Raw genomic sequence first — 15,225 nt, 5'->3', positions numbered from 1 at the left:
TGCGGGTCACTCCTGGTGGGACTGAGTCGTTTTACCGAGTGCTGTGACGGTGCGGGACGGGCTGGGTCGGCCCAGTTGTCCGGCCATCCACACGCTCGTGGCGGTGAGGCGGCCGAGGTCGACCCCGGTGTCGATACCGAGGCCCTGGAGCATCCATACGAGGTCTTCCGTGGCGAGGTTGCCGGTGGCGGACTTCGCGTACGGGCAGCCGCCGAGGCCGCCGGCGGAGGCGTCGACGGTGCTGACGCCGTGCTGGAGGGCGGCCAGTGTGTTGGAGAGCGCCTGGCCGTAGGTGTCGTGGAAGTGCACGCCGAGCGCGCTGGTGGGCACGCCCTCCTCGTTCAGTTCGGCGAGCAGGGACTGCACATGGCCCGGTGTCGCCACACCGATCGTGTCGCCGAGGCTCAGCTCGTCACAGCCCATGTCCATCAGCGCCTTGCACACGCGGACGACCTGATGGACCGGGACGGGCCCTTCCCACGGGTCGCCGAAGCACATCGAGACATAGCCGCGGACCGTGCTGCCGGCGTCCTTCGCGCGGCTCACCACCGGTTCGAACATGGCGAGCGCCTCGTCGACCGTCCGGTTGAGGTTGGCCTTCGCGAAGGACTCCGTGGCGCTGGCGAAGACGGCCAGGTGCCGGGCGCCGAGCGCGAGCGCCCGCTCCAGCCCGCGTTCGTTCGGCACCAGGACCGGAAGCGCCACCGGGAGGTCGGCGACCTGCGGGAACAGCTGTTCCGCGTCGGCCAGTTGGGGAACCCACTTCGGGTGGACGAAGCTGGTCGCCTCGATCGTGGTCAGCCCCGCGTCCGCGAGGCGCCGGATGAACTCCGCCTTCACCTCGGTCGGTACGGTCGCCTTCTCGTTCTGCAGCCCGTCGCGCGCGCCGACCTCGTAGATCCGCACCCGGGCGGGCAGGCCCTGCGCCGGTACGGCCATCGGAAGGCCCAGTTCGGAAGTGCTCATGCCGTCTCCGCCTCCTCCACGGGGGTGATGACCGCCAGTACCTGGTCCATGGCGACCGTCGTGCCCGGTTTGACGTCCAGCTCGCTGACGGTCCCGGCGTGCGGCGCGGAGATGACGTGCTCCATCTTCATCGCCTCGACCACCAACAGGCTCTGCCCCGCGGTCACTTCGTCGCCGACGGCGACCTTCACGACCGTCACCGTGCCCGGCATGGGGGCGGTCAGCGAGTCGGCACCCGCGTGCGCGGCGCCGGTGAGCGACGCGGCCACCGGGTCGTGATCGCGCACATGCCAGGCGTCGCCGTCGCGGCCGATCCAGTCGGCGGCGCGGTGGAAGGTGTGACGCACCCCGTCGAGGGTCACCGCGACCCGGTCGGCGGTGACCGTGTGGGTGCCGCGCGGGGTGTACTCCACGGGGTCCAGGACCCGCAGGGAGAAGCCCACCGGTCTGGGGGTGCCGCCGAGCCGCCAGCCGCTCGGCACGGAGAACGGGTCGGTCCAGCCCTCGTCCGGCGGAGCCAGCTCGGCGAGCCGGACGGCCGCCGCCGCCTCGTACACCTCCTCCGGCACCTCCGCCGGGACCAGTCCCGCCGCCTCCCGCTCGACAAGACCGGTGTCCAGGTCGCCCGCCACCACGTCCGGGTGGGCCAGCAGACGGCGCAGGAAGCCCGCGTTCGTCGGGACCCCGAGCGTGACCGTCTCGGCGAGCGCGGCCCGGAGCCTGCGCAGCGCCGTCGGGCGGTCGGGGCCGTACGCGATGACCTTGGAGAGCATCGGGTCGTAGAGGCTGCCGACCTCGGTGCCCTCCGAGAGGCCCGAGTCGGTGCGCACTCCGTCGCCCTGCGGCTCGCGCAGGGAGAGGACGGTGCCCCCGGAGGGGAGGAAGCCGCGCCCCGGGTCCTCGGCGCAGATCCGGGCCTCCACCGCGTGCCCGGTGAGGGTGATGTCCGCCTGCTCGTAGGGCAGGTGCTCGCCGGCGGCGACCCGAAGCTGCCATTCGACGAGGTCGAGGCCCGTGACCAGCTCGGTGACCGGGTGCTCCACCTGGAGGCGGGTGTTCATCTCCATGAAGTAGTACGAGGACGGGTCGCCGCCGGGGACGATGAACTCGACCGTGCCCGCGCCCCGGTAGCCGCAGGAGCGGGCCGCCTGGACGGCCGCCTCGCCCATCGCGGCCCGCGTGGCGGGGTCGAGGAACACGCTGGGCGCCTCCTCGATGATCTTCTGGTGGCGGCGCTGGAGCGAGCACTCGCGCTCGCCCAGGTGTATGACGTGCCCGTGCCCGTCCGCCAGGACCTGGATCTCGATGTGCCGGGGCCGGTCGACCCAGCGCTCGACGAGCAGGGTGTCGTCGCCGAAGGAGGCCCGCGCCTCGCGCCGGGCGGCGGCGATCTCGTCGGCCAGGACCGAGGCGTCGCGCACCAGGCGCATGCCCTTGCCGCCACCGCCCGCGCTCGGCTTCAGCAGCACCGGCACGCCGATCTCGCCGGCCGCCGCGATCAGCTCCGCGTCCGTCAGACCGCTGCCCGAGGAGCCGGGGACGACCGGGACCCCGGCCGCCTTCACCGTCTCCTTGGCGCGGATCTTGTCGCCCATCAGGGAGATCGCCTCGGGGGACGGCCCGATGAAGACCAGTCCGGCCTCCGCGCAGGCCCGCGCGAAGGCGGCGTTCTCGGCGAGGAAGCCGTACCCCGGGTGCACCGCCTGGGCGCCGGACCTGGCCGCCGCCTCCAGCAGCCGCTCCACCGACAGATAGCTCTCGGAGGCGGGCGCCGGTCCGATCCGTACGGCCGTGTCGGCCTCCCGGACGTGCCGGGCGTCCGCGTCCGCGTCCGAGAAGACGGCCACCGAGCGCACGCCGAGCGCGCGCAGGGTACGGATGACGCGGACGGCGATCTCGCCCCGGTTGGCCACAAGCACCGTGTCAAACATGGGTGGGTCCCCTCACATCCGGAAGACGCCGAACTGGGGGTCACCCAGGGGCGCGTTGGCGCAGGCGGTCAGGGCGAGTCCGAGGACCTGCCGGGTCTCCATCGGGTCGATCACGCCGTCGTCCCAGAGCCGGGCCGTCGCGTAGTAGGCGTTGCCCTGCCGCTCGTACTGCCGGCGGATCGGGTCCTTGAAGTCCTCTTCGTCCGAGGCCGGCCAGGACTCGCCGCGCGCCTCGATCTGGTCGCGCTTGACGGTCGCGAGGACCGAGGAGGCCTGCTCGCCGCCCATCACGGAGATCTTGGCGCCCGGCCACATCCACAGGAAGCGCGGCGAGTAGGCCCGGCCGCACATCGAGTAGTTGCCCGCCCCGTACGAGCCGCCGATCACGACGGTCAGCTTCGGCACGCGGGTGCAGGCGACGGCCGTCACCATCTTGGCGCCGTGCTTGGCGATGCCACCGGCCTCGTACTGGCGGCCCACCATGAACCCGGAGATGTTCTGGAGGAACACCAGCGGGATGCCGCGCTGGTCGCACAGCTCGATGAAGTGGGCGCCCTTCTGGGCCGACTCGGAGAACAGGATGCCGTTGTTCGCGACGATCCCGACCGGGTGGCCGTGGATCCGCGCGAAGCCGGTGACCAGGGTCTGCCCGAAGTCGGCCTTGAACTCGGCGAAGCGCGAACCGTCCACCACGCGCGCGATGACCTCGCGCACGTCGTACGGAGTGCGGGAGTCGACGGGCACCGCGCCGTACAGCCCGTACGGGTCGACCTTGGGCTCGGCCGACGGCTCCACGGACCAGGGGAGCGCCCCGCGCGCGGGCAGGGTGGCCACGATGTTCCGGACGATCCGCAGCGCGTGCGCGTCGTCCTCCGCGAGATGGTCGGTGACACCCGACACGCGCGCGTGGACCTCGCCGCCGCCCAGCTCCTCGGCCGTGACGACCTCGCCGGTGGCGGCCTTCACCAGCGGTGGCCCGCCGAGGAAGATGGTGCCCTGGCCGCGCACGATCACGGCCTCGTCGCTCATCGCCGGGACGTAGGCGCCGCCCGCCGTGCAGGAGCCGAGGACGGCCGCGATCTGCGGGATGCCGGCGCCGGACATCCGCGCCTGGTTGTAGAAGATCCGCCCGAAGTGGTCGCGGTCGGGGAACACCTCGTCCTGCATGGGCAGGAAGGCGCCCCCGGAGTCGACGAGATAGACGCAGGGCAGGCGGTTCTCCAGCGCCACCTCCTGGGCGCGCAGGTGCTTCTTCACGGTCATCGGGTAGTACGTGCCGCCCTTGACGGTGGCGTCATTGGCGACGATCACGCACTCGCGCCCGCTGACCCGGCCGATCCCGGCGATGACGCCGGCGGCCGGGGCCGCCCCGTCGTACATCCCGTCGGCGGCGAGCGGCGCCAGCTCCAGGAACGGCGAGCCGGGGTCGAGCAGGGCGTCCACACGGTCGCGGGGCAGCAGCTTTCCGCGCGCGGTGTGCCGGGCGCGCGCCTTCTCGCCGCCGCCGAGCGCCGCCGCGGCCAGCTTCCGGCGCAGTTCCTCGCCCAGCGCGCGGTGTGCCGCCTCGTTGGCCCTCCAGGCCTCCGACGCGGGGTCTGCCGCGCTCGTCAGCTCCGGTGCCTCTTGCATCCTGCGGTCCCCTCACCAGGTGGTCGACCAGTTAATGAGCGTTAACGCAACTCCTTCAGGTTAACGACCGCTAACCCCCGTGTCTAGAATTGTTTTCATGGCCACCAGAACCGACGCCCCCACCCGGCGCGAGCAGATCCTCAGGGAAGCGGCCCGGCTCTTCGCCGAGCGCGGTTTCCACGGCGTGGGAGTGGATGAGATAGGAGCGGCGGTCGGCATCAGCGGCCCCGGTCTCTACCGGCACTTCGCCGGCAAGGACGCGATGCTCGCCGAGCTGCTGGTGGGGATCAGCGGGCAGCTGCTCACGGGCGGCAAGCGCCGGGTGGCGGAGGCCGAGGGGGGTGCGGAGCCGCTCCTCGACTCGCTCATCGAGGGGCACATCGACTTCGCGCTCGACGACCGCCCCCTGATCACCCTGCACGACCGCGAGCTGGACCGCCTGCGGGACAGTGACCGCAAGCTCGTGCGCCAGCTCCAGCGCCAGTACGTCGAGCTGTGGGTGGAGGTGGTCCGCGAGGTGTACCCGGACCTGACCGAGCCCGCCGCCCGTTCGGCCGTGCACTCGGTCTTCGGCCTGCTGAACTCGACCCCGCACCTGGGGCGCCCGGGCGCGCTCCCGGGGCGCACGGGGACGGCGGAGCTGCTGCACCGGATGGCGCGGGGGGCCTTCGGGGCGGCGGCCGTGGTCCCTGGGGGTCCCGTAGCTCCCGGGGTGGCGGCAGTGGCTCCTGGGGCTCCCATGGCTCCCGGGGCGTGACGAGGGTCTCGGGTGGTGACCTCTGGACGGCGCTCGTGACCGGCGGGTAACCTCGTATCTGAGCAAGCGCTTAGAAATAACCCAGGTATCCAGGCGGAGGTGGCGGCGGTGCGCCGTACTGTGTTCAACGAGGACCACGAGGCGTTCCGGGAGACCCTGCGCGCCTTCATCGAGGCCGAGGTCGTCCCGGTCTACGACGAGTGGTTCGCCGCCGGCCAGGCGCCGCGCGACTTCTACTACAAGCTCGCCGAGCTCGGCGTCTTCGGCATCCGCGTGGACGAGGAGTTCGGCGGCGCCGGCATCGACTCGTACAAGTTCGAAGCCGTGATGTACGAGGAGACCTCGCGCGCGGGTGTCCAGTTCGGCGGCTCCGGTGTGCACGTGCTGCTCGGCCTGCCCTACATCAAGTCGCTCGCCACCGACGAGCAGAAGAAGCGCTTCCTGCCGAAGTTCGTCAGCGCCGAGGAGATGTGGGCCCTCGCGATGACCGAGCCGGGCACCGGCTCCGACCTCGCGGGCATGAAGACCACCGCCAAGCTCTCCGAGGACGGCACGCACTACGTCCTCAACGGCTCCAAGACCTTCATCACCGGTGGCGTCCACGCCGACCGCGTGATCGTCTGCGCCCGCACCTCCGCGCCCACCGCCGAGGACCGCCGCCACGGCATCTCCCTCTTCGCCGTGGACACCAAGTCCGAGGGCTACTCCATCGGCCGCAAGCTGGACAAGCTCGGCCTGAGGACCTCCGACACCGCCGAGCTGGCGTTCGTCGACGTGAAGGTGCCCGTCGAGGACCTGCTCGGCGAGGAGAACAAGGGCTTCTACTACCTCGGCCACAACCTCGCCTCCGAGCGCTGGGGCATCGCCTTCGGCGCCTACGCGCAGGCCAAGGCCGCCGTCCGGTTCGCCAAGGAGTACGTCCAGGAGCGGACCGTCTTCGGCAAGACCGTCGCCTCCTTCCAGAACACCAAGTTCGAGCTGGCCGCCTGCCAGGCCGAGGTGGACGCGGCCGAGGCCGTCGCCGACCGCGCCCTGGAGGCCCTCGACGCCGGTGAGCTGACCCCGGCCGAGGCCGCCAGCGCCAAGCTGTTCTGCACCGAGGTCGCGCACCGCGTCATCGACCGCTGCCTCCAGCTCCACGGCGGCTACGGCTTCATGAACGAGTACCCGATCGCCCGCCTGTACGCGGACAACCGGGTCAACCGCATCTACGGCGGGACCAGCGAGATCATGAAGACGATCATCGCCAAGGACATGGGCCTGTAAGGTCCGCGAAAAGACTGCGCGGTACAACTGCCCCATGAGTGAGGCACTTCAGAGTCTCCTCGATCTGCTCGATCTGGAGCGGATCGAGGAGAACATCTTCCGCGGCCGGTCCCGGTCCGCCGTCGTCCCACGGGTCTTCGGCGGACAGGTGGCGGCGCAGGCACTGGTCGCCGCCGGGCGCACGGTCCCCGAGGACCGGCTCGCCCACTCCCTGCACGCGTACTTCCTGCGGATCGGGGACCCCGGCGCGCCCATCGTGTACTCCGTGGACCGCATCCGCGACGGCCGCTCCTTCACCACCCGCCGGGTGGTCGCTGTCCAGCACGGACAGCCGATCTTCCACCTCTCCGCGTCCTTCCAGACGTACGAGGAGGGCATGGAGCACCAGGCCCCGATGCCCCCCGCGCCCGACCCGGAGACGCTGCCCACGGCCGCCGAACTGCTTCCCCTGTACGCCGACGTCTTCACCGACGCCGACGTCGTGGAACGCATCCTGGAGGCCCGCGAGTCCGTCGACCTGCGCTACGTCGACGCGCCGCCGTACGCCACCGTCGGCGAGGCCCGCGAGCCGCGCTCCCAGGTGTGGTTCCGCACCAACGGCAAGCTCGCGGACGACCCGCTGCTGCACGTCGTCCTCGCGACCTACGTCTCGGACATGACGCTCCTCGACTCCATCCTGCTGGCGCACGGGCGCGGCGGCTGGGTCACGGGCGACGTCGTCGGCGCCTCGCTCGACCACGCGATGTGGTTCCACCGCCCGTTCCGCGCCGACGAATGGCTGCTGTACGACCAGGAGTCGCCGTCCGCGTCGGGCGGCCGCGGTCTCGGCCAGGCCCGGATCTACACCCAGGACGGCCGGCTGGCCATCTCGGTGATCCAGGAAGGCGTGGTCCGCGTCCCGCGATAGCGCCGCGTTCCCCGGTCCCGACGTGTTCCTCGGTAAGACTGAGGCATGACCGAAGCGGCGGCACGGGACGACGACAGCGGCGAGAACGGCGACGGAGGCGGCGAGAGCGTCTCCACGGTGATCGTCGCGGCCGCCGCCAACCTCGGGATCGCCCTCGCCAAGGCGGTCGCCGGTGTCATCAGCGGCTCCAGCGCGATGCTGTCGGAGGCCGCCCACTCCGTCGCCGACACCGTCACCGAACTGCTGCTGCTCACGGCCCTCAAACGCAGCGAGAAACCGGCCGACGAGGACCATCCGCTGGGCTACGGCCCCGAGCGGTACATCTGGGCGCTGCTAGCCGCCGTCGCCACCTTCGTCGGCGGCGCGGTCTTCTCGATCTACGACGGAATCCACACCCTGGTCGCGGGGGAGGAGCTCGGCGACCCGCTCGTCTCGTACGTCGTGCTGGGCCTCGCCTTCCTCCTGGAGGGCTTCTCCCTGCGGACGGGACTGCGGCAGGCGCGCGGCGAGGCCGCCCGGGTCGACGCCTCCTTCAAGACCTACCTCCGGCGCACGCCCGACACCGCCGTGAAGGCCGTCGTCATGGAGGACTCGGCCGCGCTGGTCGGACTGGTGTTCGCCGCGGGCGGCCTGCTCGGCGGCCAGCTCACCGGATCGGGCGTCTGGGACGGCATCGCCTCGCTGCTCATCGGTCTCCTGCTGCTCTACGTCGCCTGGGTGCTGGGCCGTTCCAACGCGGAGCTGCTGATCGGACGGCCGCTGCCCAGACCGATGCGGGAGCGGATCCGGGCCGAGCTGCTGGCGGTGGAGCACGTGGAGGCCGTACTGGAACTGATCACGCTCGTGCAGGGGCCGCGCGAGGCGCTGATCGCCGCCAAGGTCGACTTCCGGGACGCGTCGACGGCGGCCGAGATCGAGTGGGCCTGCGAACAGGCCGAGGACCGGCTCCGGGCGGTGTTCCCCTCGGTGAGCAGGGTGTACCTGGACCCGACACCGGGCTACGCCCAGCGGCGGGACGAGGGGCTGAATCCCTGGCCGTGAAAGGCGGTCGGGCGCGCGGCGCGCGGTCCGGCGGGACGGAACGGCGAACGCGATCCGACGGTTCGGGGACGGTGAACGTCGGGGGCGTCATCCGGGGGCGCGCCCGCGCCGGGCGCGCCCCCGGGCCGATCGCCGGGATCTGGGCCGGGACCCAAGGGGAGCCGGGGCTCAGGCCAGGCCGGCTTCCTTGAGCAGATACGCCGTCATCGGGTCGTAGTGGCGCGGGCTGAGGACGTGGTCGTCGAGCGGGACCACGACCTGGAGTGTGCCCTCCGACTCGGCGAGGAAGAGCGCCGGGTCGTTGCTGTCGGCGTATCCGACGGAGTCCAGGCCCTGCTGGCCCGCGAAACCGGCCCAGCCGTGGTCGGCCACGACCAGGTCGGGCAGCGGGCGGCCCTCCCGCTCAAGACCGGTGAGGATCGCGCGCATCGGCTCGCCCGAGTGGGTGTGCCACAGCGTGGCGCCGTGCTCCAGGACCGCCACGTCCGCGAACTGCATGACGTACCCCTCGTCCGTCTGCAGGCCGTCCGGGATCACCACGATCTCGCAGCCGGCGGCGCGCAGGGCGGCGGCCGTGGCACGGTGCACGTCCAGCAGGCCGCCCGGGTGGCCGGTCGCGAACAGCACCCGCTGCCGGCCCTCGGCCGCCTTGCGCAGCCGAGCCGCGAGACGGTCCAGCGCGTCCAGGGTCAGCTCGGGGTCGATGGTGTCCTGGCCGTACCGGTACTCCGGGTCGTCGTTGACGCCGACCCGCTCCGCCATCACCGCGAGCACGTCCTGCTCGTCGCTCCAGCGGGCGCCGAGTTCCAGACCGAGCCACCAGTTGCGCTCGCCGTTCGCCAGCTTGCGGTAGTGGGAGAGGTTGTTCTCGCGGGGCGTGGCGACATCGCCCGCGATACGGGTCTTCACGAGATGGTCGACAAGTTCGGCGCGGCTGGGAGTCCGGGGTATCGGCATACCCCCATTGTGCCGGTGCGCTCGGGCCGGGGGCGCGGCTGTCCCGGTCGCTGGGATGTGCGTCACTCAGGTGTACGGGCCCGGGGCCGTCCCGCGTTCAGCCGGCCCGGAGCGCGAACCACAACTCCATCCGTACGTCCGGGTCGTCGAGGTCCGCCGCCAGCAACGCCGAGCAGCGGGCGATGCGTTGGCGGACGGTGTTGCGGTGGACGGAGAGGGCCACCGCGGTGCGGTCCCAACTGCCGTGCAGGGAGAGCCAGGTACGCAGGGTCTCGGTCAGGGCGGGGGTCCCGGCGACGGGCGCGAGCAGGGCGTGGGCGTGGGCCTCGGCGTCGGCCGGGGGGACGAGGTCGGCGAGCGCGGGACGGTCGCCGTGGCGGACCAGGGGCACCCGCGTGGCGCGGGCGCGGGCCAGCGCGCGGGCCGCCTGGGTGTCGGCGGCAGCCCACGCCCGCGGGCCCGCGGGAGCGCTGACCCCGCAGGTCCAGCCCGGCTGCGCGGCCGGCTCGCGGTCACCGGGGACGAGGACGCGGACGACGTCGCCGCCGACGTCCACCAGCGCGGAGCCCAGCGCGGCCGCCAGCGCGGACGCGGAGACGGTGTCCGGGGCGGGGCCGTCCCCGGCGGGGCGCGCGTGCACGACCGTCCACCGTTCGCCGCCGAGCAGCGGTGCCACCGTCTCCGGCGCGGCCCCGAGCAGCAGCCGCACCAGCGCCGCCGACCGCGCGGCCCCGCTCCCGCTCTGGTGCTCCCCGGTGAGGAGGGAGAGCAGCACGGAGGCGACGGAGGCGATCGTGTGGTCGCCGGGGTCGCGGCGCGGCGCGGCGACACCCAGGACGAAGCCCTGGCCACTGCCGAGGGCGTAGGCCGCGAGATGGACGCCGCCCACGGTGTCGGTGGCGGAGGACGGCGCGGGCCCCTGGGCCTTCCGGGGCCGCACGACACCGGCGAGTTCGGCGAGGGCCTCCTCGGGAGCCGTCATGACGGGGGGTACGTCGGCGGAGCCGGGCCCGGTCGCCGGGGCCGAGGGTGCGGGGTCCGAAGGTGCCGGGACCGGGGTGGGTCCGGTCCCGGGCGTCCGGCCCGCGGGGCCGCCGACCGTTGGCGCCGCTCCTGCCGGGGGAGTCGTGTCCCTCGGTCGTGCCGTGTCCGCCGGGGGAGCCGCGTCGGCCGGCCTTGACGTGTCTGCCGGGCGGGCAGCGGTTGTGGAAGGGGGCCTGGCGTGGGCTCCGGCCTGGGCCGTGTCCGCCGGGCCGGCCCGGTTCGCCGCTTCCCGCGGGGCCGGTCGCGGGAACCTCCCCGCGTGTGCCAGTTCCGTGCCCTCGGGGCCGTACAGGACCGCCCGGCCGCCCAGCCGCTGGGCCAGTTGCCTGAGTACCGCCGGGACCGGATCGGGGCGGGCGGCGGCCGCCGCCAGGCTCTGCTGGGCCTCGGTGACCCGGCGCAGTTCGGCCAGCCGGGCCTGGGCCATGAGCTGCCACACCGCCCGGGCGACCCCGGAGAACGTCGTCTGGGGCGGGACCTCCAGCAGCGGCAGCCCGTAGGTGTCGCAGGCCGCGACCAGGGCGCGCGGGACCGTGTCGTGGACCGGCGCCAGGCCGAAGCCCAGCGCCGCGCCGCCCGCCGCGACGATGCGGGAGACGTAGCCGTCGAAATAGCCCCCTGAGCCCTCGGCCTCGTCCGAGCCTGCCGCCTCGGGGATGTGGACCCCCGCCGACAGCAGCAGCTCGCCGCCCAGCAGGTAGGGGTACGGGTCGGCCATCTCCGAGGTGTGCGCCCAGTGGATCACCGTGTCGGGCTCCGCCGGCCCGGCGATCAGGCGCAGGGCAAGGTCCTCCCGGGCGAGGAGTGCCGACAGCGGCACCGGGGGAGTGGGCGGTACGGCAGGGACGGACAGTGACTGCGGTTCGGGCACGGTGGATGGTTCCTCCATTCTGTTCGAATCGAATGGATGAAACGTACACTTCGCAGCCGCTTTCCAGCCGCCTAATGTCGGTCCCGACCGGCAGCCGCGGTGCTGACCACTTGGCGGGAGCGGCTCGCGGGCCGTGACGCCGAACCCCTCTCCGAACCGGTCCCGGTTCACCAGTAGAGTCGTGTTACTTGTACTTAGTTGTACATGTGCGACAAAGCGTAGGAAAGAAGGCAAAACCCCATGAGCAGCAACGAGACGCCCCGCGGGCCCGTCGACTCGTCCCGCGTCCCCCGGTACGCGGGCCCCGCGACCTTCGCCCGGCTGCCCCGCCTCGACGAGGTCGGCACCACCGATGTCGCCGTCGTCGGTGTGCCGTTCGACTCCGGCGTCTCGTACCGGCCGGGCGCCCGCTTCGGCGGCAACGCGATCCGCGAGGCGTCCCGGCTGCTGCGCCCCTACAACCCGGCGCAGGACGCCTCCCCGTTCGCCCTCGCGCAGGTCGCGGACGCCGGTGACATCGCCGCGAACCCGTTCAACATCAACGAGGCCGTGGAGACGGTGGAGGCCGCCGCCGACGAACTGCTCGGCACCGGCGCCCGCCTGATGACCCTGGGCGGCGACCACACCATCGCGCTGCCCCTGCTGCGCTCCGTCGCCAAGAAGCACGGCCCGGTCGCGCTGCTCCACTTCGACGCGCACCTCGACACCTGGGACACCTACTTCGGCGCCGAGTACACCCACGGCACCCCGTTCCGCCGCGCCGTCGAGGAGGGCATCCTCGACACCTCGGCGCTCTCCCACGTCGGCATCCGCGGCCCGCTGTACGGCAAGCAGGACCTCACCGACGACGAGAAGATGGGCTTCGGCATCGTCACCTCGGCGGACGTCTACCGCCGCGGCGCCGACGAGGTCGCCGACCAGCTCCGCCAGCGCATCGGGAACCGCCCGCTCTACATCTCCATCGACATCGACTGCCTCGACCCGGCGCACGCGCCCGGCACCGGCACCCCGGAGGCGGGCGGCATGACCTCCCGCGAGCTCCTGGAGATCCTGCGCGGCCTCTCGTCCTGCAACCTGGTCTCGGCCGACGTCGTCGAGGTCGCCCCGGCGTACGACCACGCAGAGATCACCGCGGTGGCGGCGTCCCACACCGCGTACGAACTGACCACCATCATGTCCCGCCAGATCGCGGAGGCCCGAAGCAAGTGACCCACGACCACGACCTGGTTCTCCGCCCGTCGGCGGCACAGACGGAGGCCGCGCTCAACCCGCCCCCCGGCCGCAACGGCGGAGACCTGGTCGTGGAGACCCTCTCCGGGCTCGGCGCGACGACCGTCTTCGGACTGCCGGGCCAGCACGCGCTCGGCATGTTCGACGCGCTGCGCCGCTCGTCCCTCCAGTACGTCGGCCTGCGCGTCGAGAACAACGCCGGGTTCGCGGCGGACGCCTACGGCCGGATCACCGGCGAGGCCGCACCGCTGCTGCTCTCCACCGGCCCCGGGGCGCTGACCTCGCTCGCCGCGCTCCAGGAGGCGCGCGCCGCCTCGGCGCCCGTCCTCGCGATCAGCAGCCAGATCCCGACCGCGGGACTCGGCGGCGGACGCCACGGCTATCTGCACGAACTCCCGGACCAGCAGGCCTCGTTCCGGGGCGTGGTGAAGTCGGTCCACACCGTCCGGGCGCAGTCCCAGATCCCCTCCGCCATCGCGGCGGCCTGGGAGTCGGCGCTGACCGCCCCGCACGGGCCGGTGTGGGTGGAGATCCCGCAGGACGTCCTCCTCGCCGAGACGGGCCTGCCGATGGTCACGGCGATGGACGCGACCCCCGAGGACGTCGTCCCGCGCCCCGAACTGACCGCGCTGGCCGCCCACTTGCTGTCCTCTGCCGAACGCCCCGCGATCATCGCGGGCGGCGGGGTCGTACGGGCGGACGCGTCCGGCAAGCTGCGCGCGCTCGCCGAGAAGCTGAACGCGCCGGTCGTCACCACCTTCGGCGGCAAGGGCGCCTTCCCCTGGACCCACCCGCTCTCGCTCCAGTCCTGGCTGGAGGACCGGCACACCACGGACTTCCTGGAGGACGCGGACGTCCTGCTGGTGGTGGGCTCGGGCCTCGGCGAACTCTCCTCGAACTACCACACGTTCAAGCCCCGGGGCCGGGTGATCCAGATCGAGGCCGACCTCGGAAAGCTGGAGTCCAACCACCCGGCGCTGGGCATCCACGCGGACGCGCGGCTCGCGCTGTCCGCGCTCCTGGAGACGGTGGAGGAACGCCCCGACCCGGCGGCGCCGGAGCGCGTGAGCACGGTCCTCGCCCGGGTCGCGGAACGCATCGCCGCCCAGGAACTCACCCTGGAACAGGACGTCCTGGCGTCCGTCCGCCGGGCCCTGCCGGCCACCTCGCCGTCCTTCTGGGACATGACGATCCTGGCGTACTGGGCGTGGTCGGCCTTCGACCCGCGCGGCGCCAACACCATGCACTCCGCCCAGGGCGCCGGCGGCCTCGGCTACGGCTTCCCGGCGGCGCTGGGCGCGGCGGTGGCCGACCCCTCCCGCCCGGTTCTCGCGGTGTCCGGCGACGGCGGCGCGCTGTACTCCATCGCCGAGCTGGCCACGGCGAAGCAGTGCGGTCTCCCGGTCACCTGGCTCATCGTCGACGACGGCGGATACGGCATCCTGCGCGAGTACATGACCGACGCCTTCGGCCGGGCGACCGCCACGGAGCTGTCCCGCCCGGACTTTGTGGCACTCGCCGAGTCGTTCGGCGTACCGGGCGTCCTCACGAGCCCCGAGACGCTGGAGCGGGACCTGGCCGAGGCCCTGGCCACCCCCGGCCCCTCGGTGGTCGTCCTCCCGGCGGTGCTGCGGATGTTCGCGCCGACGCACCTGGGCTGAGGGATCGTCTGTCCGGTCAGGCCCGGTCCCTTTCGGGCGTCCGGCGCAGGACGAGGCAGACGAAGCCCCAGCTGTCCCGGTAGTGGCGCAGCCACTCCGAGCGCCGGACGCCCGCCGTCTCCAGCACCTGCGGGCTGTCCGGGTCGGCGGGGTGGTCCAGTGCCCAGGAGGCGAGCGAGCCCCAGCAGGCCCACTCGTAGGCGTCCCGCTCCGGGCGCGAGCTGACATGGCCGTGCACGGGGGTCCATCCGTCGGCGACGACATGGTCCACCGTGGTCGCGAGGTCGGCGAGGTCACCGAACATCCCGGCGGCCTCCGGGGAGGGTTCGCGTTCCCAGAATCCCTCGCCGACGAGCACCCGTCCGCCGGGGGCCAGATGCTCGCGGGCCGCCGCGAGGGTGGGCAGCAGGCCGCCGAAGGCGTGCGTCGCCCCGACACTGAGCACCAGGTCGAACGCGTGGGGGGAGGAGAAGTCCGCGGCCTCTCCACGGTGCAGCAGGAGCCGGTCCTCGACGTTGAGGCGGGTGGCGCCCCGGCGGGCCTGGTCCAGGGCGTCCTCGGAGACGTCGACGCCCTCGGCGCGCAGACGCGGCCGCGTGGCCAGCGCGCGCAGCAGCCATTCCCCGCCTCCGCAGCCGAGGTCGAGCACGCGCTCGTCGCCGCGCGGAAGCCCGTGTTCCAGCAGCCGGCGCACCGCGTCGTCGTCGACGGGGGACTTGACGGGGTGGCCGGCATGGGCGATGCGGGAGATCTGTTCGCGGTTCACCGGCGCAGCCTGACAGCGGTATGCGCCGTACGCATCTTGGTTTCCGCCCCGGGTGGGAGCCGGGGGGGGGGGGGGGGGGGGGGGGGGGGGGGGGGAAGAAGGAGGGGGGGGGGGGGGGGGGGGGGGGGGGGGGGGGGGGAGGGGGGGGGTGGGGGGGGAGGGGGGGGGGGGGGGGGGGGGGGGGGAGGGCGGGGGGGCC

General features: G+C 73.0%; 12 protein-coding genes. 6 read left to right on the top strand and 6 right to left on the bottom strand.

Annotated elements, in window-relative coordinates; translation table 11 throughout:
- Positions 1–6: 6 nt before the first annotated feature.
- Genes ACZ6KY_RS10475 through ACZ6KY_RS10465 form a run of 3 tightly spaced genes read right to left on the bottom strand, consistent with a single transcriptional unit; the run spans position 7 to position 4,526 of the window.
- Entirely contained in the window at positions 7–966 is a 960-nt protein-coding gene (locus tag ACZ6KY_RS10475; protein ID WP_469309927.1) for a hydroxymethylglutaryl-CoA lyase, read from the bottom strand.
- Positions 963–2,897: an acetyl/propionyl/methylcrotonyl-CoA carboxylase subunit alpha gene (locus ACZ6KY_RS10470; RefSeq protein ID WP_469309926.1), complete on the bottom strand. Its 1,935-nt coding sequence runs from the start codon at positions 2,895–2,897 to the stop codon at positions 963–965. Before ACZ6KY_RS10470 ends, ACZ6KY_RS10475 begins: the two co-directional genes overlap by 4 nt.
- 12 nt (positions 2,898–2,909) lie before the next feature.
- Positions 2,910–4,526, bottom strand: a complete 1,617-nt coding sequence (locus ACZ6KY_RS10465) for a carboxyl transferase domain-containing protein (protein ID WP_469309925.1) — start codon at positions 4,524–4,526, stop codon at positions 2,910–2,912.
- Between the two features lie 97 nt (positions 4,527–4,623).
- Here ACZ6KY_RS10465 and ACZ6KY_RS10460 point away from each other — a divergent pair, with 97 nt between their 5' ends.
- From ACZ6KY_RS10460 to ACZ6KY_RS10445, 4 genes are all read left to right on the top strand, one after another.
- Positions 4,624–5,283, top strand: coding sequence for an SACE_7040 family transcriptional regulator (locus ACZ6KY_RS10460; RefSeq protein WP_469309924.1), 660 nt, complete (start codon positions 4,624–4,626; stop codon positions 5,281–5,283).
- A 108-nt stretch (positions 5,284–5,391) separates the two neighbouring features.
- Positions 5,392–6,549 (top strand): acyl-CoA dehydrogenase family protein, encoded by a 1,158-nt coding sequence (locus ACZ6KY_RS10455; RefSeq protein ID WP_469309923.1) that lies wholly within the window; start codon positions 5,392–5,394, stop codon positions 6,547–6,549.
- A 34-nt stretch (positions 6,550–6,583) separates the two neighbouring features.
- Positions 6,584–7,456, top strand: a complete 873-nt coding sequence (gene tesB, locus ACZ6KY_RS10450) for an acyl-CoA thioesterase II (RefSeq protein WP_469309922.1) — start codon at positions 6,584–6,586, stop codon at positions 7,454–7,456.
- Positions 7,457–7,501: 45 nt separating this feature from the next.
- Positions 7,502–8,497, top strand: a complete 996-nt coding sequence (locus ACZ6KY_RS10445) for a cation diffusion facilitator family transporter (RefSeq protein WP_469309921.1) — start codon at positions 7,502–7,504, stop codon at positions 8,495–8,497.
- A gap of 168 nt (positions 8,498–8,665) precedes the next feature.
- Here the strand turns inward: ACZ6KY_RS10445 and ACZ6KY_RS10440 are convergent, their stop codons facing one another.
- The gene (locus ACZ6KY_RS10440; RefSeq protein ID WP_469309920.1) at positions 8,666–9,454 is read right to left on the bottom strand and encodes a phosphatase; all 789 of its coding nucleotides are present in this window, start codon (positions 9,452–9,454) and stop codon (positions 8,666–8,668) included.
- A 97-nt stretch (positions 9,455–9,551) separates the two neighbouring features.
- Complete coding sequence (locus ACZ6KY_RS10435) at positions 9,552–11,387, bottom strand: PucR family transcriptional regulator ligand-binding domain-containing protein (RefSeq protein ID WP_469309919.1); 1,836 nt, start codon at positions 11,385–11,387, stop codon at positions 9,552–9,554.
- Positions 11,388–11,609: 222 nt separating this feature from the next.
- On the opposite strand from ACZ6KY_RS10435, the gene speB reads away from it, so the two are divergent.
- On the top strand, positions 11,610–12,578 hold the full coding sequence (gene speB / locus ACZ6KY_RS10430) for an agmatinase (RefSeq protein ID WP_328555425.1): 969 nt from the start codon (positions 11,610–11,612) through the stop codon (positions 12,576–12,578).
- A complete protein-coding gene (locus ACZ6KY_RS10425; RefSeq protein WP_469309918.1) occupies positions 12,575–14,260 on the top strand; it encodes a thiamine pyrophosphate-binding protein in 1,686 nt (561 codons plus the stop codon). Before speB ends, ACZ6KY_RS10425 begins: the two co-directional genes overlap by 4 nt.
- A gap of 16 nt (positions 14,261–14,276) precedes the next feature.
- Here the strand turns inward: ACZ6KY_RS10425 and ACZ6KY_RS10420 are convergent, their stop codons facing one another.
- Entirely contained in the window at positions 14,277–15,026 is a 750-nt protein-coding gene (locus ACZ6KY_RS10420) for an SAM-dependent methyltransferase (protein ID WP_469309917.1), read from the bottom strand.
- Positions 15,027–15,225 lie beyond the last annotated feature (199 nt).

This window comes from Streptomyces sp. NPDC042002 (assembly GCF_055588305.1).
The sequence above is the reverse complement of the archived record's forward strand: the minus strand, read 5'-3'. Positions and strand labels throughout refer to the sequence as shown.